This window comes from Pseudacidovorax sp. 1753 (assembly GCF_040544975.1).
Taxonomy (GTDB): Bacteria; Pseudomonadota; Gammaproteobacteria; order Burkholderiales; family Burkholderiaceae_C; genus Xenophilus.
This window is the reverse complement of sequence record NZ_JBEPKY010000021.1, coordinates 37,701-57,738: the sequence shown is the minus strand read 5'-3', so window position 1 is coordinate 57,738 and position 20,038 is coordinate 37,701. Positions and strand designations below refer to the sequence as shown.

Sequence of the window (20,038 nt, the reverse complement as noted above, 5' to 3'; positions counted from 1 at the left end):
GATGAACACCTTCGAGCTGACGCTGCTCTACCTGCTGGCCGCCGTGCTGGGCGTGGTGGGTTGCCGCTCGCTCAAGCTGCCACCCATGCTCGGCTATCTGGTGGCCGGCGTGCTGATCGGCCCGCACGCCTTCGCGCTGGCGCAGGATTCGGACGGCGTGCGCCACCTGGGCGAGTTCGGCGTGGTGTTCCTGATGTTCGTGATCGGGCTCGAGTTCAGCCTGCCCAAGCTGCGCGCCATGCGCCAGCATGTGTTCGGTCTGGGCCTTCTGCAGGTGGCGCTGACCATGCTGCTGGCCACGGCGGGTGCCCTGGCCCTGGCCCGCCTGCTGCCCGACCCTTGGCGCATGAGCTGGCAGACGGCGCTCGCCCTGTCGGGCGCCCTCGCGATGAGCAGCACCGCCATCGTGGTCAAGCTGATGGCCGAGCGGCTGGAGCTGGAGAGCGAGCATGGCCGCCGCGTGATGGGCGTGCTGCTGTTCCAGGATCTGGCCGTGGTGCCGCTGCTGGTGCTGATCCCCGCCCTGGGTGCGCCGCCCGAGGCGCTGCTGCGCGGCCTGGGCCTGGCCCTGATCAAGGCCACCGCCCTGATCGGCCTGCTGCTCTACGGCGGTCCGCGCGTGATGCGCTGGTGGCTCACGCTGGTGGCGCGCCGCCGCAGCGAGGAGCTGTTCATGCTCAACCTGCTGCTGGTGACGCTGGGCCTGGCCTGGCTGACCGAGATGGCTGGCCTGTCGCTGGCGCTGGGCGCCTTCATCGCCGGCATGCTGGTGTCCGAGACCGAATACAAGCACCAGGTGGAAAGCGACATCCGCGCCTTCCACGACGTGCTGCTGGGCCTGTTCTTCATCACCATCGGAATGTCGCTGGACTGGCATGTGGTGGTCGAGCGCTGGTCGCTGGTGGTCGTGCTGCTGATGGTGCCGCTGGGCTTCAAGCTGCTGCTGGTGACGGTGCTGGCGCGGCTGCTGGGCGCGACGGCCGGCGTCTCGCTGCGCACCGGGCTGTACCTGGCCCAAGCCGGTGAATTCGGCTTCGTGCTGCTGTCGCTGGCCAGTGGCCGGGGGCTGATGCCGCCGTGGCTGGGCGATCCGGTCCTGGCCTCGATGATCGTCTCGATGCTGGCCACCCCCTTCATCGTGATGTACAGCGAGGCCATCGTGCGCAAGCTGGTGGCCAGCGACTGGATGCAGCAGTCGCTGCAGGTGACCAGCCTGGCGCGCAAGATGATCGACACGGCGGAGCACGTGATCATCTGCGGCTACGGCCGCTGCGGCCAGAACCTGGCCCGCATGCTGGAGCGTGAAGGCATTCCCTACATGGCACTGGACCTGGACCCCGACCGCGTGCGCCAGGCCGCCGCCGCGGGCGACTCGGTGGTCTTTGGCGACGCGGCGCGCCCGCAGGCGCTGATGGCGGCCGGCCTGTCGCGGGCCAGCGCCGTGGCCATCACCTACCTCGACGTGCCGGGCGCCCTCAAGGTGCTGGCCGCGGTGCGTGCCCATGCGCCGACGGTGCCCGTGGTGGTGCGCACACAGGACGACCACGAGCTCGAGAAACTGCGGCGCGCCGGCGCCACCGCCGTCGTGCCGGAGACGGTGGAAGGCTCATTGATGCTGGCGAGCCATGCACTGGCGCTGGTCGGCGTGCCGATGCGGCGGGTGATCCGCTTGGCCCAGGAGGCGCGCGATGCCCGCTACCACCTGCTGCGCGGCTACTTCCGCGGCGCGGACGACGATGCCTCGCTGGAAGACCTGGAGCAGGAGCGGCTGGACAGCTTCACCCTGCAGACCGGCAGCCGCTGGGTCGGACAGGCGCTGGCACGCCTGGGCCTGTCCGATGCGGGCGTGCGCGTGGTGGGCCTGCGGCGCAGCCACGGCCGCACGATGGAGCCGGAGGAAGACACGGTGCTGGAGCCCGGCGACACGCTGGTGCTCTCGGGCCTGCCCGGGCCGCTCGCCACGGCCACCGAACGGCTCCAACGCGGCTGAAGTCTTCGTCGCAGCCCGCGGCCGGGAACGCCAGGGCGGCCGGCGCGCTGGCGGCCCGGTTACTTGCCGATGCAGAAGCGCGAGAAGATCACGCCCAGCAGATCGTCCGACCCGAACTCTCCGGTGATCTCGTTGAGCGCGTTCTGGGCCAGGCGCAGTTCTTCGGCCAGCAGATCCAGCGCGGGCATCGGCGCCTCGAGATGGGCCGATGCCATGTCGAGATGGCCGGCCACCCGATGCAGCGCCTGCACATGGCGGGCGCGGGCCAGGTAGACACCCTCGGGCACTGCCTGCCAGCCCGCCAGGGCCAGCAGCTTCTGGCGCAGGGCTTCGATCCCCTCGCCAGCCTTGGCCGACAGGCGCAGGGCCTCTTCAGGCAGCGCCGGCATCGAGGCGGCCTCGACCGCGTCGGACTTGTTCCAGACCTCCAGCAGCGGCACGCGCGGCGGCAAGCGGCCGGCCAGGCCCGCGCGGATCTCGGCGTCGGCGGCCTGGTAGTCATGCTGGGCGGCGCGCGTCAAGTCGTGCAGGAAGAGCACCGCATCCGCATCCTCGATCTGGCCCCAGGCGCGGGCGATGCCGATGCGCTCTACCTCGTCGCCCGATTCGCGCAGGCCGGCCGTGTCCACCACATGCAGCGGCACGCCCTGGATCTGGATGGTCTGCGAGACGATGTCGCGCGTGGTGCCGGCGACCGGGCTCACGATCGCAAGCTCGGCGCCGGCCAGCGCATTCAGCAGCGAGCTCTTGCCGGCATTGGGCTGGCCGGCGATCACCACCTTGATGCCCTCGCGCAGCAGAGCCCCCTGACGGGCCCGCTGCTGCACGGACGCCAGCTGCGCCTGCAGGCGCGCAAGCTGGCCCGCGGCATCGGCCTGCTGCAGGAAGTCGATGTCCTCCTCGGGAAAGTCGAGGGTCGCCTCCACCAGCATGCGCAGGTGGATCAGCGCATCGCGCAGCGCATGGATCTCGCGCGAGAAGGCGCCGCCCAGCGAACGGCCGGCGCTGCGCGCCGCCGCCTCGGTGCTGGCGTCGATCAGGTCGGCGATGGCCTCGGCCTGGGCCAGGTCGATCTTGCCGTTCTGGAAGGCGCGCTGGCTGAACTCGCCCGGCTGCGCCACGCGCAGGCCCGGCAGGCGCGGCAGGCCGGTGGCGGCATCGACCTCTTCGCCGGCCGCAAGACAGCGGGCCAGCAGCAGTTGCAGCAGCACCGGCCCGCCGTGGGCCTGGAGTTCGAGCACGTCCTCGCCGGTGAAGGAATTCGGTCCGGGGAAGAACAGCGCCAGGCCATGGTCCAGCGCGCTGCCATCGGCATCCAGGAAGGGCAGGTATGTCGCCTCGCGCGGCTTGAGGTCGCGCCCGCACAGGCCACGCACCAGCGACACGAGGCCCGCGCCCGACACACGCACGATGCCCACGGCGCCGCGGCCGGGGGCGGTGGCGATGGCAGCGATGGGGTCGTTCAGACGGGCGAGCATGGCGGTGATTCTTTCAGCATTGGCCAGGGTCGGCAGGGGCGATGGCGCGGCCGCCGCAAACGAACAGGCCGCCCGGAGGCGGCCTGTGACGCAAAGCGTGAGCGCCCCGTTTACTTGGTGACGCCCAGACGCTTGTTGATCACGTACTGCTGCGTGATCGACAGGATGTTGTTCGTGATCCAGTACAGCACCAGACCGGCCGGGAAGAAGAAGAACATCACGCTGAAGGCCAGTGGCATGATCCACATCAGCTTGGCCTGCATCGGGTCCGGCGGTGTGGGATTGAGCCAGGTCTGCAGCAGCGTGGTGCCGGTCATGACCAGCGGCAGGATGAACCACGGATCGGGTGCCGACAGGTCGCGGATCCACAGAATCCAGGGCGCATGGCGCATTTCCACCGACGACAGCAGCACCCAGTACAGCGCGATGAACACCGGGATCTGGATCACGATGGGGAAGCAGCCGCCCAGCGGGTTGACCTTCTCCTCGCGGTAGATCCGCATCATCTCCTGCTGCATCTCCTGCGGCTTGTCCTTGAGGCGCTCGCGCATTTCCATGATGCGCGGGTTGATGGCCTTCATCTTGGCCATGCTGCCGTAAGCCTTGGCATTGAGCCAGAAGAAGGCGGCCTTGAGCAGCACCACCAGCGCCACGATGGACCAGCCCCAGTTGCCCAGCAGCTTGTGCAGCTGGTCGAGCAGCCAGTACAGCGGCTTGGAGATGATGGCGAAGATGCCGTAGTCCTTCACCAGGTCCAGGCCGGGGGCCAGGGCTTCGAGCTTCTTCTCTTCCTCGGGGCCGGCGAAGAGCACGGTGTCCACCGTCTGCGTGGCGCCGGGCGCCACCGTCGGCAGGTTGGCCACCATGGCCACGGCATACAGGTTGGGGCCGAGCGCGTCGGGGCCCTGCACGCGGAACTCGCGCTTGAGACCGGCGCTGTGCGTGGGCTCGACCAGCCAGGCCGACGCGAAGTAGTGCTGCACCATCGCCACCCAGCCGGTTTCGGACGCAGGCGGCACCTCGGCCTTGCCCTTGGCGATGTCGGCGAAGGCGATCTTGTGGAACTTCTTCTCTTCGGTGTACGCGGCGGGGCCGGTGAAGGTGCTGGTGCCCAGCATGCTGCCGTGCGCCTCGACGCCGTGGCGCAGCAATTGCAGGTACAGCTGCGGATCGCGCGGCTGGTCGCCCACGTTCACCACCTGGTGGCGCACATGGATGGCGTAGTCGCCGCGCTTGAAGACATAGGTCTTGACGTACTTGAGGCCGCCCGCCGGCTGCGACTCGAAGCTCACCTCCAGCGTGTCCTGGCCGTCGGCCAGCCGGTACGGGCCGGGCTTGGTCGCCATCAGGCTCAGGTGGTTGGGGAACATGGCGCCGCCGCCGGCCGGATTCAGCAGGCCGGTCTGGGCGAGGTAGCGGTTGGCCGGGCCGTCGTCCATGAGCACGACCGGCTCTTCAACGACCGGGAGGGCCGGCATGTTCAGCAGGCGACGCACCATCGGCATCAGGCCGCCGTGCGAGGTTTCCTGCATGTACTGCAGGAGCTCGAGGTGGGCGAGCGTGCCGCCCTGCGGGTCGATGGCCGCCTTGAACACATCGGTCTCGATCTGCACGCGCTCGGCCGGCACGGAGGTGGACGAGGCCGTCGGCGCGGCTGCGGCACTGCCGCCGCCCGCTGCGGGCACCCCGGCGGCGGAGGCCGACGGCGCCGAGGCGCCGGGAGCGGGCGTTGGCGCCTGGGCGGTGACGGCCGGCTTGGTCGAGGGCAGGAAGGTCGGCGCGCGGCCGTTGTGGACCTGCCACTGGTCCCACAGCATCACCAGCGAGAAACCGAAGATCACCCAGAGGATGGTGCGGCGAATGTCGTTCATGAAGAGGACTTCTTGTCGAGAGAGGTGAACAGCCCGGCCCCGGCCGCAGGCGGCACGGGGTCGTGCCCGCCCGCGCACCAGGGATGGCAGCGGGCCAGGCGCCTCAGCGTGAGGTAGCTGCCCTGCGCCGCGCCGTGCGTCTGCAGCGCCTCGATGGCGTAGACGGAGCAGGTGGGCGAAAAGCGGCAGGCGCCACCCAGCCACGGGCTGAGCAGCAGACGGTAGGCGCGGACGATGGCAATCAGAAGACGCTGCATCGGCGACGGTCGGATTTCAGGCAGCCGTGCGGCGCGCGCGGGCGAACAGCTGCTCCAGCTCCGCACGCACGGCGCGGCGCAGGGCTTCGGAGGTGGCGCTGACGAACTGGCGACGGTCGAAGGCCGTGCGCAGGCGCACCACGTACGCGGCGGGCGGCTGGCCTTCGAGACAGAGCCCGACGGTGTAGATCTGGCGGCGGATGGCGTTGCGCGTGACGGCGCGACGGGCCCAGCGCTTGGGCACCATGGCGCCCAGCCACACGCCCGTCGGACGAAACAGCGCCGCGGCAGGCGCCTCCCCATCGGAGACGGACTCGACCGGCCATGGCAACGCACGCCGATGCAAGGCGAAATGCGGCGTGCGTGCAATGGTCGCCCCCGCCATACCCGCCTGGAACTGGTCTCGGTTGCGCAGGCGCAGCAAAGCCGCCGGCACCTGCGCGTGCGCAGCCGGCGAGGGCTCTGAAGGGGGCTGCCCCGAAGCGCGAGGAACGAGGCTCACGCGCTGTGGACAAGCAGTTGGCAACAGCCGGCGGCCGCGGCAAAGACCCGCGACGCCAGTCGGCCAAAACCCACCCCGGCCCGTGCCGGCGGAATCCGCGGCATCGCCAGAGGCGGGCCTGCCCACCACGTCACCGTTCAGACGGCCAGGCGCTTGCGGCCCTTGGCGCGGCGGGCGTTGATGACGGCGCGGCCGCCACGGGTCTTCATGCGGACCAGGAAGCCGTGGGTACGGGCGCGGCGGATCTTGGACGGTTGGTAGGTGCGTTTCATGACGAGGGTTCCTGCAAGAGTGCTGATCGACAGGCCCGTCTGGTGATGTGGAGTCGGACCCTGGATTGCAGCGCGAAGGCACGCGCCTTCGAATTTGCTGCAATCAGGTCCGCGGCCGGGCCCCGGCTGCCCTTGCACCACGCGCGCCGAGGCCGCCCGGTGCAAAAGGGAACCCGAAATTATCGCAGACATCCGAACGCGCAGCAATGCATGCGCTTATCAGCCAGCAATGCCGCCGCCCGTCAAGGGGTGTGGATAAGTTTTTGACAAGTTAGAATCGCGCGTGCTTTCCGTTCGCAACTATCCACAACAGACATACGCGCCGATGAACCCCCAGCGGCCCTTCGGTCAGCGCAGCCGCCATGTCGAGTGAAGGGGTCGGTGCCAGCCTCTGGCAGGCCTGTGTCGACCAGCTCGCGCAAGAGCTGTCCGAGCAGCAATTCAATACCTGGATCAAGCCGCTGACCGCGCAGGTGACCGACGACCTGACGCGGATGACGATCTTTGTCGCCAACCGCTTCAAGCTGGACTGGATCCGCGCGCAATACGCCGCCCGCATCGCCGACATGGCCGAGCGGCTGTCGGGTCAGCCGGTGGCCGTCGAACTGGCCCTGGCGCCGCGCGAGATCCCGGTGCGCCAGCCCGTCACGGTGCAGGCCGTGCCCTCGTCCATCTCCGAGCCCGAACCGCTGCGCCCCGGCGACGGCCCGATGGGCATGTCCGGCATGGGCGGTGCCGCGCCCGACGAACCGGCCGGGGCCTTCAAGAACCGGCTGAATCCGCAGCTCACCTTCGACAGCCTGGTCGAAGGCTCGGCCAACCGCATGGCGCGCGCCGCGGCGATGCACGTGGCCGGCACGCCGGGCCACCTGTACAACCCGCTGTTCATCTATGGCGGCGTCGGCCTGGGCAAGACCCACCTGATGCATGCCGTGGGCAACAAGCTGCTGGCCGACAAGCCCGACGCCAAGATCCTCTACCTGCACGCCGAGCAGTTCGTGTCGGACGTGGTCAAGGCCTACCAACGCAAGACCTTCGACGAGTTCAAGGAACGCTACCACTCGCTCGACCTGCTGCTGATCGACGACGTGCAGTTCTTCGCCAACAAGGACCGCACGCAGGAAGAGTTCTTCAACGCCTTCGAGGCCCTGCTGGCGAAGAAGTCGCACATCGTGATGACGAGCGACACCTATCCCAAGGGCCTGACCGACATCCACGAGCGCCTGGTGTCGCGCTTCGACTCGGGCCTGACGGTCGCCATCGAGCCGCCGGAGCTCGAGATGCGCGTGGCCATCCTGATCAACAAGGCCGCGGCCGAGAGCGCCGAGATGCCCGAAGAGGTGGCCTTCTTCGTCGCCAAGAACGTGCGCTCGAACGTGCGCGAGCTCGAAGGCGCGCTGCGCAAGATCCTGGCCTATTCGCGCTTCAACCAGAAGGAAGTCTCCATCCAGCTCGCGCGCGAGGCGCTGCGCGACTTGCTGTCGATCCAGAACCGGCAGATCAGCGTGGAGAACATCCAGAAGACCGTCGCCGACTACTACAAGATCAAGGTCGCCGACATGTACAGCAAGAAGCGCCCGGCCAGCATCGCGCGGCCGCGCCAGATTGCCATGTACCTGGCCAAGGAACTGACCCAGAAGAGCCTGCCCGAGATCGGCGAGCTTTTCGGTGGCCGCGACCACACCACCGTGCTGCACGCCGTGCGCAAGATTTCCGGCGAACGCCAGCAGCTCACCGAGCTGAACCAGCAGTTGCACGTGCTGGAGCAGACGCTCAAGGGATGAGCATCCCCACCCAAGAAGGGGCGCAGACAATGCGCCGGCATCCGGGCCCGCGCCCGGGAAGATCGAGGACGAAGAGTAGAGGACGTACATGATTGTTCTGAAGGCACCCCAAGACCAGGTTCTGGCAGCCCTGCAGTCGGTGGCAGGCATCGTCGAGCGTCGCCACACGCTGCCGATCCTGGCCAACGTGCTGATCCGCAAGGCAGGCGGCCAGCTCCAGCTGACCACCAGCGACCTGGAAATCCAGATCCGCACCACCGCCGAGCTCGGCGGCGACGACGGCGCCTTCACCACCACCGTGGGCGCGCGCAAGCTGATCGACATCCTGCGCACCATGCCGGCCGACCAGACGGTGAGCCTGGAATCGAGCCAGAACAAGCTGGTGCTCAAGGGCGGCAAGAGCCGCTTCACGCTGCAAACCCTGCCGGCCGAGGACTTTCCGCTGGTGCAGGAAGCCGCCAGCTTCGGCCCGGCCTTCAGCGTGCCGCAGCGCACGCTGAAGGCGCTGCTGTCGCAGGTGTCCTTCGCGATGGCGGTGCACGACATCCGCTATTACCTCAACGGCATCCTGTTCGTGGCCGAGGGCAAGCAGCTCTCGCTGGTGGCCACCGACGGCCACCGCCTGGCGTTCTCCAGCGCCACGCTGGACGTCGAGGTGCCGCGCCAGGAGGTGATCCTGCCGCGCAAGACCGTGCTGGAGCTGCAGCGCCTGCTGTCCGACGCCGACGGCGACACGCCGCCCATGATCGAGCTGCAGTTCGCCAACAACCAGGCCAAATTCAACTTCGGCACGATGGAGTTCGTCACCAAGCTGGTCGAGGGCAAGTTCCCCGACTACAACCGCGTGATCCCCAAGAACCACAAGAACAGCGTGACGCTGGGCCGCGCGCCGCTCTTGGCCAGCCTGCAGCGCACCGCCATCCTGACCAGCGACAAGTTCAAGGGCGTGCGGCTGAACATCGAGCCGGGCCTGCTGCGCATCGCCTCCAACAATGCCGAGCAGGAAGAGGCGGTGGACGAGCTGGACATCGACTACGGCGGCGACAGCATCGAGATCGGCTTCAACGTCACCTACCTGATCGATGCGCTGGCCAACATGGGCCAGGACATGGTGCGCGTCGACCTGCAGGACGGCAACAGCTCGGCGCTGCTGACCATCCCCGAGGACGCGAACTTCAAGTACGTGGTCATGCCGATGCGAATCTGAGGTCGCGACGCGCCCTCAGATTCGCTTCGCGTGCATGTGGCGCACCCCCTGCCCCCGCCAAGCGGGGGTTCCAGCCAGATGACAGTCACAGCCGCTTCGCGGCTTCAAGTTAAAGATGAGCGACAACAAGCAGCCCGACGCGCCTGAAACGCCCAAGACCGAGCCCGTGTACGAAGCCGAGATCGACAAGGCGATCCCGATCGAGGTGACGCCCGACACCGGCTATGGCGAAGGCGCGATCCAGATCCTGGAAGGCCTGGAGGCCGTGCGCAAGCGGCCGGGCATGTACATCGGCGACACCTCCGACGGCACCGGCCTGCACCACCTCGTCTTCGAGGTGGTCGACAACTCCATCGACGAGGCCCTGGCCGGCCACTGCGACGACATCGTCGTCACCATCCACACCGACAACTCGATCTCCGTCACCGACAACGGCCGCGGCATCCCGACCGGCGTGAAGATGGACGACAAGCACGAGCCCAAGCGCTCGGCCGCCGAGATCGCGCTGACCGAGCTGCACGCAGGCGGCAAGTTCAACCAGAACTCGTACAAGGTGTCGGGCGGCCTGCACGGCGTGGGCGTCTCGTGCGTGAACGCGCTCAGCAAGATGCTGCGCCTGACGGTGCGCCGCGACGGCAAGGTGCATGTGCTCGAATTCAGCCAGGGCTTCGTGCAGAACCGCATCCTGGAAACCGTGAACGGGGTCGAAATCTCGCCCATGCGCGTGACCGGCGAGACCGACAAGCGCGGCACCGAGGTCCACTTCCTGCCCGACACCGAGATCTTCAAGGAAAACCACGACTTCCACTACGAGATCCTGGCCAAGCGGCTGCGCGAACTCTCCTTCCTGAACAACGGCGTGCGCATCCGCCTGAAGGACGAGCGCAGCGGCAAGGAGGATGACTTCTCCGGCGCCGGCGGCGTCAAGGGCTTCGTGGAATTCATCAACGGCACGAAGAAGGTGCTGCACCCCAACGCCTTCTACGCCACCGGCGAGCGGCCGGCCGACAGTTACGGCGGCATTCCCGGCACGAGCATCACCGTCGAGGTGGCGATGCAGTGGAACGACGCCTACAACGAGCAGGTGCTGTGCTTCACCAACAACATCCCGCAGCGTGACGGCGGCACCCACCTGACCGGCCTGCGCGCCGCCATGACGCGCGTGGTGGGCAAGTACATCGACCAGAACGACCTGGCCAAGAAGGCCAAGGTCGAGGTCAGCGGCGACGACATGCGCGAAGGCCTGTGCTGCGTGCTGAGCGTGAAGGTGCCCGAGCCCAAGTTCAGCAGCCAGACCAAGGACAAGCTGGTCTCCAGCGAGGTGCGCGCGCCGGTCGAGGACATCGTGGCCCGCGCCCTGACCGAGTACCTGGAAGAACGCCCGCAGGACGCCAAGATCATCTGCGGCAAGATCGTGGAGGCCGCCAAGGCCCGCGAGGCCGCCCGCAAGGCCCGCGAGATGACCCGCCGCAAGGGCGTGCTCGACGGCATGGGCCTGCCCGGCAAGCTGGCCGACTGCCAGGAGAAGGACCCCGCCCTGTGCGAGATCTACCTGGTGGAGGGCGACTCCGCCGGCGGCAGCGCCAAGCAGGGCCGCGACCGGAAGTTCCAGGCCATCCTGCCGCTGCGCGGCAAGATCCTGAACGTGGAGAAGGCGCGCTACGAGAAGCTGCTGACCAGCAACGAGATCGTGACCATGATCACCGCGCTGGGCACGGGCATCGGCAATGCCGGCGCCACCGGTGGCAATGGGGCCGACGACTTCAACGTCGCCAAGCTGCGCTACCACCGCATCATCATCATGACCGACGCGGACGTGGACGGCGCCCACATCCGCACGCTGCTGCTGACCTTCTTCTACCGCCAGATGCCCGAGCTGGTGGAGCGCGGCCACATCTACATCGCGCAGCCGCCGCTGTACAAGGTCAAGGTCGGCAAGGAAGAGCAGTACCTCAAGGACGGCCCCGCGCTGGAGGCCTTCCTGCTGCGCGTGGCGCTGAAGGACGCCGCCGTGCACACCGGCGGCGCCAACCCCACGGTGCTCAGCGGCGAGACGCTGGACGCGCTGGCGCGCAAGCACCAGCTGGCCGAATCGGTCATCGACCGCCTGGGCGTCTTCATGGATGCGGAGGCGCTGCGCGCCATCGCCGACGGCGTGCGCCTGGACCTGGACACCTCCGCCGCCGCCGAAGCCAGCGCCGTCGCGTTGCAGGCCCGCCTGCGCGAGATCAGCAGCAACGGCATCCCGGCCGAAGTGGCGAGCGAGTTCGACGTGCGCACCGACAAGCCGCTGCTGCGCATCAGCCGCCGCCACCACGGCAACATCAAGAGCAGCGTGCTCACGCAGGAGTTCGTGCACGGCGCCGACTATGCGGCGCTGGCCGAAGCCGCCGACACCTTCCGCGGCCTGCTGGGCGAAGGCGCCACCGCGCGCCGCGGCGAGGGCGACAAGGCCAAGGAAGAGCGCGTGAGCGACTTCCGCACCGCCATGCAGTGGCTGCTGTCCGAAGCCGAACGCGTCACCGCCCGCCAGCGCTACAAGGGCCTGGGCGAGATGAACCCCGAGCAGCTGTGGGAAACGACCATGGACCCGGCCGTGCGCCGCCTGCTGCGCGTGCAGATCGACGACGCCATCGAAGCCGACCGCGTGTTCACCATGCTGATGGGCGACGAGGTCGAGCCGCGGCGGGAGTTCATCGAGACGAATGCGCTGCGGGCGGCGAATATCGACGTGTGAGGTGACTGGTGACCTGAGGTCTGCTACAGCGGACAGTAGTGTCACCAGCCTGTGATTGCTACAAGCCCGACCGCGAGCAGCGCAACGCTGCCGGGCAAAATGGCAACGACTATCACACGCGAATCCGGAAACTCAAAAAAATTTCAACTTAATCAAGCACTTGCTATGACATGGCAACCAAGATTCCTTGCCTGTCGACTTGTCATCCAGAGACTCCCCGAGAGGAGCGGGGGCGAGGGCCGTGCGAGACCTCGCAGATGCTTCGGAAGATCTTCGCTGCGCTGCGAATGAAGCTGCGGCGAACGTGTGCATCGCTGGTAACGGTACGCGATGAGCACAGCTGAGCGATGGGCGTATCTCATCGCGCTTGATGAGGAGCTGCTAAAGGGGGGCGTCATTTTGTCTGAGTGGTGCTCTTTCATCGTTCGTGAATCAGACACCGCCTTCGAAGGCGGCGCGCACTTGGCGTCGATCCTTACCGCTGTAGCTGGAATCGAGACCTACCTTCGCGCGGAGTACGCTGTGACGGGCAAGGAGAAGTTGGTGGAGCTGATTGAGGGCGCGCCGATTGGCCAAGACCTTAAGGCAGATCTCCATGCATTAAGAAGATACAGAAATCGATGGGTGCACGTCGACGAACCATGGGATGACCAGAGGTTGATCGATCAGCCAGAGGCGATGAAGCGGGAACTGGAGGACAAAGCGTTCTTCGCTGCTCGTGTACTTCGCCGAACTCTTTATAGCAATCAATGGGTTTAGAGTCGGGTCCGAGTTATGAGTCGGTCTGGCCAAGCAAATAGAGTAAAGCAGACTCTTCAACTCGGTGCAATAGAAGAGGAGGTTTCCGTGCGACAGCGCTTGCGGTTCCTATTGGATACGAACGTCCTGATTCCTCTTCAGGACTCTCTCCAAGTGCTCGAGGGCAATTTGGCGAACTTTGTTCGTCTAGCGAGCGTTGGTGGTCATCAACTGATGTATCACCCCGCGAATATTGCCGACTTCGACCGGGACCACGATGCTGCTCGTCGACACCGTAATCTCCAAAGAATCAGGCAGTACCCAGCGCTCTCCACCCCCGCGCCATGTATCTGGAATACGCCTGAGACTAGCCCTAACGATGCGTGTGACAACGAACTCCTATATGCGCTTCATTGCGATGCGGTTCACGCACTAGTAACTGAAGACAGGGGCGTTCATGCGAAGGCGCGCGCGCATGGTCTGGCGCATCGCGTCTACACAATTCAGACAGCGGAAGACTGGCTGAAACGTCTGCATGAAACGCGGCAGATCACGCTGCCGAATATTATCGATGTACCTCTCTACAGCCTGACCCCTGAATTAGCTGAACCTTTTTTCGATAGCCTTCGCGGCGGATATCCGGCGACGGCCAGCCGCGCTGCTTTCGATGATTGGTTTAGGCGTAAAGCGAGAGAGGATCGTCACGCATGGGTATACCGGGACGACGGCGGTGCTCTGGGCGCAATCTGCATCTACCAAATTCAGACAGACGAGGTCGTGAACGATGCGGGTGAGACGCTCCAAGGCGCAGCCTTAAAGCTCTGCACGTTCAAGGTCGCAGAACTTGTACGAGGAAGAAAGATCGGCGAGCTGTTCCTCAAGGCGGCGTTTCGCTTTGCGACAGAGAACGGATGCGAACACCTTTTCATTACAGCGGGCGCCGACAGCCAGGACTATCTGATTCGCGTCTTGAAGGAGTTTGGATTCGAAGAGCGGGGCACTTACAAAGGAGACGTTGTGCTGATAAAGCAACATCCCGTGCTGCCGCCGTCTGCCACCAACGTCGCTCCGGCAGAGTATGTTCGGCGCTTCTTCCCACACTTTAGATCCGACCCCGCTGTTGGGAAGTTTTTAATTCCCATCCAACCCCTGTATCACGCGATCCTGTTCCCGGATTACGTGCCGATCCAGCCAGGCCTATTCGTTCAGACGGGCAATGTCGGCAACGCCATCAAGCTGGCGTATCTCTGCCATGCCCAGACCAACGCAGTCCGCCCAGGAGACGTGCTTCTCTTTTACAGAACGGACGATGAGAAGGCCGTGACTTCCGTAGGTGTGGTCGAACAGTTCGAAGTTTTCAGTGACGGCGCGCAGATCGCTAGCTTGGTAAGCCGCCGGACCGTATACAGCCTTCGCGAGATTGACGAGTTGGCGAGGAAGCCAACCAAAGTCATTCTCTTTCGCCTCATCGGTCACCTGCGCGCTGCTGTTCCTTACGAGCAGCTAATGCGTGACGGTGTCGTAAGGGGTCCTATCCAATCCATTTGCAAAATTCCTGATGTCGCTTTTTCAAGAGTCCTCGCCGCATCTCGGCGGTAGGGCAGTCCTACTGTCTATTAAACCGAAGTATGCGGACCTGATTCTCGCCGGATCTAAGCGCGTTGAGTTTCGCCGGTCTTGGGCTGCGCAAGAGGTGAGCGTGATCTTTCTATATTCCAGCTCGCCGGTGCAGAAAATCGTCGGGGCGGTTGAGGTGACAGAGGTTGTTTCCGCTTCACCAACAGCACTGTGGAAGACATGTGCAGAGCGTGGCGGCGGCCTGACAAGAGAAGAGCTGCGAGCCTACTTTGTAGGCAAGCCGCAGGGCTTCGCGGTCCTGCTCGGCAAAGTCACTAGGCCAACCGACCACGTCGAACCGTCTGAAGTCATAGGAAACTTCGTACCGCCTCAATCATTTAGGTATCTTGAGGCTGCCGAGTACAAGAAGCTCGAAAAAAAAATGGCGGCGAGGAGGCCCAAGCAATGACTATCTTCGTCGGTGGGGTGCATGCTGTCGGCAAGACTTTTCTTTTGCAACCCGTGTGTCAGGAGCTGGGCATAAGGCATGCAACCGCGAGCCAACTTATAAGGGAACAGCGAGGTTTCCAAAGCTGGACATCATCGAAGCAGGTTGACGATATTGACGAGAACCAGACGGCTCTCGTGGCTGCAGTTGCACGGGTGGAGCAAGACTCTAAATCCATCGTGCTTGATGGCCATTTCGCCCTGCGTCGAGACATTAACGTCCACGAGCCCATCAGCCCACAAACGTTCACCCAACTCAGGATTAGGGGCTCGATCCTCTTTGATGCCGCGAGCGAAGTGATAGTAAATCGACTGCTTCAGCGAGGAGATACGTCTTGGTGTGCCGCCGAGGTCGATGATCTGCGGCGAATGGAGCGACGGCATGCAGAGGCAGTATGCCGAGAACTCAGTGTGCCTATCCTTTACCTCTACATGCCGTCGGCCGGTGAAGTCAGGGATGCCGTGGCACAGCTGCTCACTTAAGGCGTGCCTTCGGCCTCCGAAGAATCTAGCTATGTGCCTGTGCGGAGCTTTAAGCATCCCCTAAGCCTCCAGCCCCAAAGTCCTCCCCAAGCCCCGGCCGCCACGGCGTCCGCTCCGCCGCCGGGGATGCGAATCCAGCGGACGGAAAGCCAAGGAAGGACATTGCCATGACCACCCTCACCTCCTCCATCGCTCGCCATACGGCCCGCCCCCTTGCCGTCGCACTGCTGCTCGGCATGGGCGCACTCATGGGCGTGGCGCACGCCGACACCCTGCCCCCCGTGCGCACCACGCCGACGGGCGTCGAGTACATCAGCGGCGGCGTGGGCAGCGACGAGGCCCATGCCATGCAGCAGGCGGCGACCCGCTGGCCCGCGAGCTTCGAGTTCGCGGTCAAGGATGGCGCCAAGGCCGACTTCGCGGCCAACGTGCTTGTGACGGTGCAGGACGCCCGCACCGGCGCCACGGTGCTGCACAACGTGAAGGCGGACGGCCCCTTCATGGCCGCCAAGCTGGCCCCCGGCGTCTACCGCGTGACGGCCTCGCTGGACGGCAAGGCGCTGCAGCGACAGATCGACGTCGGCGCCAAGGGCCCGGCGCATGCCGTCTTCATGTGGCCGGCCGGAACGGACATGGCTGGTTGAGCAAGACCCCCAGGCTGCGCGCTTCGCGCTCCGCCTCCCCCCTGTAGGGGGCACATCCTGCGGCCCGGCGAAGCCGGTTCCGCGGATGTTGCTGGCGTGGCCTGCTCCGCGGCCTCCTGATCAAACACGAGGTCTGCCGCACCCATCGCCACCGCGCGGTGGTCCTTTCGAGAAAACGAACCTGTCACACCTCCGTCCATCATGAACACCCCCACACTCGACCGCTCTCTCGCCCGCCCCATCTCCAACCCGATGGTCGCCGTGGGCAACCTCATGGCCGCCAGCCTGCTGGCGGTGGTCGCCGGGGCGGCCCATGCCTCGACCACCTACAACCCGCCCATCGAGATGACGAAGGCCGGCATCGAGTACATGAGCGGCGGCACCACGCCCGACGAGGCGAAGCTGATGAAGGTCGTCGAGCCGCGCTGGCCCGCCAGCTTCGAGTTCGATGCCAAGGGCCAGGGCCCCGTGCCCACCGGCGCGCCCGTCAAGGTGACGGTGCGCGACGCGGGCAGCGGCGCGGTGGTGCTCAACGATGTGACCGCCGGCGGCCCCTACATGGTCGCGCGGCTGGACCCGGGCCGCTACCAGGTGACGGCCACGCGCGATGGCCAGACCGTCTCACGCGACATCGAGGTGGGCCGCTACACCACCGCCCATGCAGTGTTCGACTGGAGCGGCGGCACGGGCGTGGCCAGCAGCCGCTGACGAGGCGCTGAGCCAAATCGCGGCCAGTGAGCACCGCCGCGGCCAACGATCACCCCAACGCAGGCGATCGACCCGTTCGCCCTGCGCTGATCGAAGGCTTTGACCCGCAGTGCCCTGGCTTCGACAGGCTCAGCCCGAACGGTCAGTGGTTAACGGAATAGCGTTTCCCGGACTCCCCGGCACGGCCCGTGCGTGCATCGCGGCAGCTTGGCCACAATGGCCGCTGACCGACGCAGCCTGCCGTCGCAAAGGAGTCTTTCCATGAGCATGGGCACCCCCATGGCCCGTTATGCCGCCGCCCGCCGGGTCGGCGATTTCGTCTTCATGAGCGGCGTGGTGGCCGTCGATCCGGCCACGCGTCGCGCGGTCTCGCGCTACGAGGACCTGCCCGAGGCCGCGCAGGCCGAGCTGCGCGGCCTGGGCTATGCCACCGGCCAGATGTCGGTGGACGTGTTCGAGGCGCCCGCGGTGGCGCAGAGCTGGTTCGTGCTGGCCCGCATCCGCGACCTGGCGGCCGAGCATGGCGGCACCATGGAAGACGTGGTCAAGCTGGTGCAGTACTTCCGCCGCCTGCCCGACTACGCCCTGTTCAACCGGGTGCGCGGGCTGTTCTATCCGGGCGAGCCGCCGGTCTCCACCGTGGTCGAGGTCAACCGCTTCCTGCCCGGCGACGAGGTGCTGATCGAGGTCGAGGCGACGATGTACCTGCCGCGCGGCTGAGGCGCCGCGTCAACCTCGCTGGACGATGTAGCGGTTGACCACGGGCATCGTCTCGCCCCGGTGGAAGGCCAGCCGCCGCTCGCGCAGCGCCAGGTCGGCGGCGGTGGCGCGGTGGAAGCGGCGCAGATGCTCCGTCCATGATTCATCCACCACCTGCTCCACATAGCGCTCGGGCGCGGAAAGATCGTGCAGCAGCTCCCACGCGATGGCGCCCTGGCTGAGGCGGGCGCGGCGCGTTTCCTGCATCACGGCATGGAAGGCGGTGGCGCGGGCCGGGTCGATGAGGTACTCGACGGTGATGACCACGCGGCCGTCCTCGCCGGCGCTGGCAGGCGGCGGGTTGAAGGCCCAGTCGGTCCCGGCGGGGCTCATGTCGTCCTCGCCCGGGCCGTCGGGCACCCAGCGCAGCACGGCCAGCATCACCAGCGTGCCGGTCACGGCGGCCACCAGCAGGCTGGCGCGCAGCGTGCTCAATTCGGCGATCTGGCCCCACACCGCCGCGCCCAGCGCGCCGGCGCCCATGATGGCCATCTGGTAGGTGGACATGCCACGCGCCCGCACCCAGTCGGGCAGCGCCAGCTGGGCCGACACCGACAGCGAGTTGGCCACCGTGATCCAGGCCGCGCCACAGAAGAACACGGCGAAGGCGGCCAGCCACAGCGCAGGCGACAGCGCCAGCACGGCGGTGCCCACCGACAGCAGCATCGAGCCGTAGAGCACGCGGTGGTCACGGTCGAACATCTCCCGCAGCCGGGGCAGCAGCAGCACCGCGATGATCGAGCCCGCCCCCATCGAGGCCAGCAGCAGCGTGAAGGTGCCGGCGCCGCCTTTCGGCCCCTCGTGGAAGCCGCGCGCCAGCAGCGGCAGCAGCGCCAGCACCGCGCTGGAATGGAAGAAGGAGACGGCCACCCGCGAGAGCACGGCGCGCATGCGCTGCGACTGCCGCACGAACTGGACGCCCACGCGCATGGCGCTCACCAGCCGCTCGCGGCCCAGCGGATCGACCTTGTGCTCGCGCCGCCAGCGCAGGATGACGAAGCCCGAGGCGATGCTCAGCACCGCATTGAGCACGAAGACCCACACGCTGCCCGCGCTGGCGATCAGCACGCCCGCCACCAGCGGCCCCACGATGCGCGAGGCATTCATCGCGATGCCATTGAGGCCCATCGCCGCCGGCAGCAACGGCCGCGTGACCAGCTCCGGCACGATGGCCGAGAACACCGGCCAGCGCAGCGCCAGGCCGATGCCGTTGGCGAAGGTCAGCGCCAGCAGCAGCGGCGCGTTCATCCTGTCCAGCCCGATGGCCACGCACAGCACGGTGGCCGAGCCCGCCAGCCAGAACTGCGTGGCCACGAGCCACCGGCGGCGGTCCAGGATGTCGGCCAGCGCCCCGCTGGGCAGGCCGAGCAGGAAGACCGGCAGCGTGGAGGCCGTCTGCACCAGCGCCACCCACATGGGCGAGGTGGTGAGCGTGGTCATCAGCCAGGCGGCCGCCACGTCGTTCATCCACATGCATGTGTTGGCGATGAACCAGGTGCCCCACAGCAACCGGAAGACCGGCAGCCGCAACGGCTCCAGGGCCGCGAAGCGCGGCGCGCGGCGGGGTGGCGTGGCGGGGCTTGTCTCTTCGGGGTCGATGGGTGGCATGCCCGCTCGATTGTGAAGCAGCAGGCTTGGCCGTAAGCTCGCGCGCTTCGTTCACCACCGCGTGCTCCCATGAATACGACGGCTTCGGCCCCTTCCGGCCCGGCGCTCTGGCGCGGCATGGACCGCCCCACCCTCGACGCCGCCTACGACAGCTCGGCCGTCGTACCGGACTTCAAGGCCATCACCGGCCGCTGGCCCGAGCGCAGCGCACCCTGGCGCACACGGCCCGACACACGGCTGGACGTTCCCTATGCCGAGCCGCCGCGCTGCCGCATCGACCTGTTCGGACCGGCCGACGCCTCGCCGCTGGTGGTCTTCCTGCACGGTGGCTACTGGCAGATGCGCGGACGGGAGCAGTTCTCCTTTCTGGCCGAAGGGCCGCTGGCGCATGGCCTGGGCTTTGCCGCCGTGGGCTACACGCTGGGGCCGGAGGCCGGCATGGACCGCATCGTCGAGGAATGCCGGCAGGCGCTGGCCTTCCTGCGCCACGAGACGGGACGGCCCATCGTGCTGTCGGGCTGGTCGGCCGGGGGCCACCTGACGGCCTGCCTGCAGAACGAGGCGGGCGTGATCGGCAGCCTGGCGATCAGCGGTCTGTACGAGCTGGAGCCGATCCGCCTGGGCCGGCTGAACGACAAGCTGGGCATGGACGCCGCCACCGCCCGACGCCACTCGCCGCTGCACCACCTGCCCGCCAACTCGCCGCCGATGGTCATCGCCTGGGGCGAGGCCGAGCAGCCGGAGCTGCGCCAGCAGTCGCTGGACTACGCCGCCGCCCGCGAGGCCGCCGGCCTGCCCACGCGCCGGCTGCCGCTGGCCGGGCTGCACCACTTCGACGAACTCGACACCTATGCCGATCCGCAAGGCGCGATGGCGCTGGCGCTGGTCGCACTGGCGCGCGGTTGAATGACGACGCGCCGGGTGCCCTACGTGACA

Annotated in this window: 18 protein-coding genes; 12 read left to right on the top strand and 6 right to left on the bottom strand. The window is 66.8% G+C overall.

Annotation, left to right across the window (positions count from 1 at the left end):
- Position 1 precedes the first annotated feature (1 nt).
- On the top strand, positions 2-1,990 hold the full coding sequence (locus ABIC63_RS23375; protein ID WP_294376785.1) for a monovalent cation:proton antiporter family protein: 1,989 nt from the start codon (positions 2-4) through the stop codon (positions 1,988-1,990).
- Positions 1,991-2,049: 59 nt separating this feature from the next.
- Here the strand turns inward: ABIC63_RS23375 and mnmE are convergent, their stop codons facing one another.
- From mnmE to rpmH, 5 genes are all read right to left on the bottom strand, one after another.
- A complete protein-coding gene (gene mnmE / locus ABIC63_RS23370; protein WP_354321550.1) occupies positions 2,050-3,468 on the bottom strand; it encodes a tRNA uridine-5-carboxymethylaminomethyl(34) synthesis GTPase MnmE in 1,419 nt (472 codons plus the stop codon).
- Between the two features lie 110 nt (positions 3,469-3,578).
- Positions 3,579-5,339: a membrane protein insertase YidC gene (gene yidC / locus ABIC63_RS23365; protein ID WP_294376566.1), complete on the bottom strand. Its 1,761-nt coding sequence runs from the start codon at positions 5,337-5,339 to the stop codon at positions 3,579-3,581.
- Complete coding sequence (gene yidD, locus ABIC63_RS23360; protein ID WP_017760450.1) at positions 5,336-5,596, bottom strand: membrane protein insertion efficiency factor YidD; 261 nt, start codon at positions 5,594-5,596, stop codon at positions 5,336-5,338. Before yidD ends, yidC begins: the two co-directional genes overlap by 4 nt.
- A 16-nt stretch (positions 5,597-5,612) precedes the next feature.
- Entirely contained in the window at positions 5,613-6,020 is a 408-nt protein-coding gene (locus tag ABIC63_RS23355; protein WP_354321582.1) for a ribonuclease P protein component, read from the bottom strand.
- A gap of 215 nt (positions 6,021-6,235) precedes the next feature.
- Positions 6,236-6,370 (bottom strand): 50S ribosomal protein L34, encoded by a 135-nt coding sequence (gene rpmH, locus ABIC63_RS23350; protein WP_006299042.1) that lies wholly within the window; start codon positions 6,368-6,370, stop codon positions 6,236-6,238.
- A 362-nt stretch (positions 6,371-6,732) separates the two neighbouring features.
- Here rpmH and dnaA point away from each other — a divergent pair, with 362 nt between their 5' ends.
- From dnaA to ABIC63_RS23300, 10 genes are all read left to right on the top strand, one after another.
- Positions 6,733-8,154, top strand: a complete 1,422-nt coding sequence (gene dnaA, locus ABIC63_RS23345; protein ID WP_234193405.1) for a chromosomal replication initiator protein DnaA — start codon at positions 6,733-6,735, stop codon at positions 8,152-8,154.
- A gap of 88 nt (positions 8,155-8,242) precedes the next feature.
- Positions 8,243-9,361: a DNA polymerase III subunit beta gene (gene dnaN, locus ABIC63_RS23340; RefSeq protein WP_234193406.1), complete on the top strand. Its 1,119-nt coding sequence runs from the start codon at positions 8,243-8,245 to the stop codon at positions 9,359-9,361.
- 115 nt (positions 9,362-9,476) lie between these two features.
- Positions 9,477-12,098, top strand: a complete 2,622-nt coding sequence (gene gyrB, locus ABIC63_RS23335; RefSeq protein ID WP_354321549.1) for a DNA topoisomerase (ATP-hydrolyzing) subunit B — start codon at positions 9,477-9,479, stop codon at positions 12,096-12,098.
- Positions 12,099-12,428: 330 nt separating this feature from the next.
- The gene (locus ABIC63_RS23330; RefSeq protein WP_354321548.1) at positions 12,429-12,857 is read left to right on the top strand and encodes a hypothetical protein; all 429 of its coding nucleotides are present in this window, start codon (positions 12,429-12,431) and stop codon (positions 12,855-12,857) included.
- A gap of 87 nt (positions 12,858-12,944) precedes the next feature.
- Entirely contained in the window at positions 12,945-14,435 is a 1,491-nt protein-coding gene (locus tag ABIC63_RS23325; RefSeq protein WP_354321547.1) for a GNAT family N-acetyltransferase, read from the top strand.
- Positions 14,395-14,862, top strand: coding sequence for an ASCH domain-containing protein (locus ABIC63_RS23320; RefSeq protein WP_354321546.1), 468 nt, complete (start codon positions 14,395-14,397; stop codon positions 14,860-14,862). Before ABIC63_RS23325 ends, ABIC63_RS23320 begins: the two co-directional genes overlap by 41 nt.
- The gene (locus tag ABIC63_RS23315; protein WP_354321545.1) at positions 14,859-15,383 is read left to right on the top strand and encodes an ATP-binding protein; all 525 of its coding nucleotides are present in this window, start codon (positions 14,859-14,861) and stop codon (positions 15,381-15,383) included. The genes ABIC63_RS23320 and ABIC63_RS23315 overlap by 4 nt, the downstream gene beginning before the upstream one ends.
- A gap of 167 nt (positions 15,384-15,550) precedes the next feature.
- A complete protein-coding gene (locus ABIC63_RS23310; RefSeq protein WP_354321544.1) occupies positions 15,551-16,027 on the top strand; it encodes a peptidase associated/transthyretin-like domain-containing protein in 477 nt (158 codons plus the stop codon).
- A gap of 201 nt (positions 16,028-16,228) precedes the next feature.
- Positions 16,229-16,735, top strand: a complete 507-nt coding sequence (locus ABIC63_RS23305) for a hypothetical protein (RefSeq protein WP_354321543.1) — start codon at positions 16,229-16,231, stop codon at positions 16,733-16,735.
- Positions 16,736-16,996: 261 nt separating this feature from the next.
- Complete coding sequence (locus ABIC63_RS23300) at positions 16,997-17,455, top strand: RidA family protein (protein WP_354321542.1); 459 nt, start codon at positions 16,997-16,999, stop codon at positions 17,453-17,455.
- A 9-nt stretch (positions 17,456-17,464) separates the two neighbouring features.
- Here the strand turns inward: ABIC63_RS23300 and ABIC63_RS23295 are convergent, their stop codons facing one another.
- A complete protein-coding gene (locus ABIC63_RS23295; RefSeq protein ID WP_354321541.1) occupies positions 17,465-19,102 on the bottom strand; it encodes an MFS transporter in 1,638 nt (545 codons plus the stop codon).
- A 69-nt stretch (positions 19,103-19,171) separates the two neighbouring features.
- Between ABIC63_RS23295 and ABIC63_RS23290 the strand changes: the two genes are divergently transcribed.
- On the top strand, positions 19,172-20,008 hold the full coding sequence (locus ABIC63_RS23290) for an alpha/beta hydrolase (RefSeq protein ID WP_354321540.1): 837 nt from the start codon (positions 19,172-19,174) through the stop codon (positions 20,006-20,008).
- The last annotated feature ends 30 nt before the right edge of the window (positions 20,009-20,038 follow it).

Bases quoted from the DNA above. Each gene is read 5' to 3' on its own strand.
- rpmH (WP_006299042.1), bottom strand. From the start codon at position 6,370: ATGAAACGCACCTACCAACCGTCCAAGATCCGCCGCGCCCGTACCCAC.
- ABIC63_RS23310 (WP_354321544.1), top strand. From the start codon at position 15,551: ATGACCACCCTCACCTCCTCCATCGCTCGCCATACGGCCCGCCCCCTT.
- gyrB (WP_354321549.1), top strand. From the start codon at position 9,477: ATGAGCGACAACAAGCAGCCCGACGCGCCTGAAACGCCCAAGACCGAG.
- yidD (WP_017760450.1), bottom strand. From the start codon at position 5,596: ATGCAGCGTCTTCTGATTGCCATCGTCCGCGCCTACCGTCTGCTGCTC.
- ABIC63_RS23320 (WP_354321546.1), top strand. From the start codon at position 14,395: ATGTCGCTTTTTCAAGAGTCCTCGCCGCATCTCGGCGGTAGGGCAGTC.
- ABIC63_RS23375 (WP_294376785.1), top strand. From the start codon at position 2: ATGAACACCTTCGAGCTGACGCTGCTCTACCTGCTGGCCGCCGTGCTG.
- ABIC63_RS23300 (WP_354321542.1), top strand. From the start codon at position 16,997: ATGAGCATGGGCACCCCCATGGCCCGTTATGCCGCCGCCCGCCGGGTC.
- yidC (WP_294376566.1), bottom strand. From the start codon at position 5,339: ATGAACGACATTCGCCGCACCATCCTCTGGGTGATCTTCGGTTTCTCG.
- dnaN (WP_234193406.1), top strand. From the start codon at position 8,243: ATGATTGTTCTGAAGGCACCCCAAGACCAGGTTCTGGCAGCCCTGCAG.
- ABIC63_RS23295 (WP_354321541.1), bottom strand. From the start codon at position 19,102: ATGCCACCCATCGACCCCGAAGAGACAAGCCCCGCCACGCCACCCCGC.
- ABIC63_RS23315 (WP_354321545.1), top strand. From the start codon at position 14,859: ATGACTATCTTCGTCGGTGGGGTGCATGCTGTCGGCAAGACTTTTCTT.
- mnmE (WP_354321550.1), bottom strand. From the start codon at position 3,468: ATGCTCGCCCGTCTGAACGACCCCATCGCTGCCATCGCCACCGCCCCC.
- ABIC63_RS23290 (WP_354321540.1), top strand. From the start codon at position 19,172: ATGAATACGACGGCTTCGGCCCCTTCCGGCCCGGCGCTCTGGCGCGGC.
- ABIC63_RS23330 (WP_354321548.1), top strand. From the start codon at position 12,429: ATGAGCACAGCTGAGCGATGGGCGTATCTCATCGCGCTTGATGAGGAG.
- ABIC63_RS23305 (WP_354321543.1), top strand. From the start codon at position 16,229: ATGAACACCCCCACACTCGACCGCTCTCTCGCCCGCCCCATCTCCAAC.
- dnaA (WP_234193405.1), top strand. From the start codon at position 6,733: ATGTCGAGTGAAGGGGTCGGTGCCAGCCTCTGGCAGGCCTGTGTCGAC.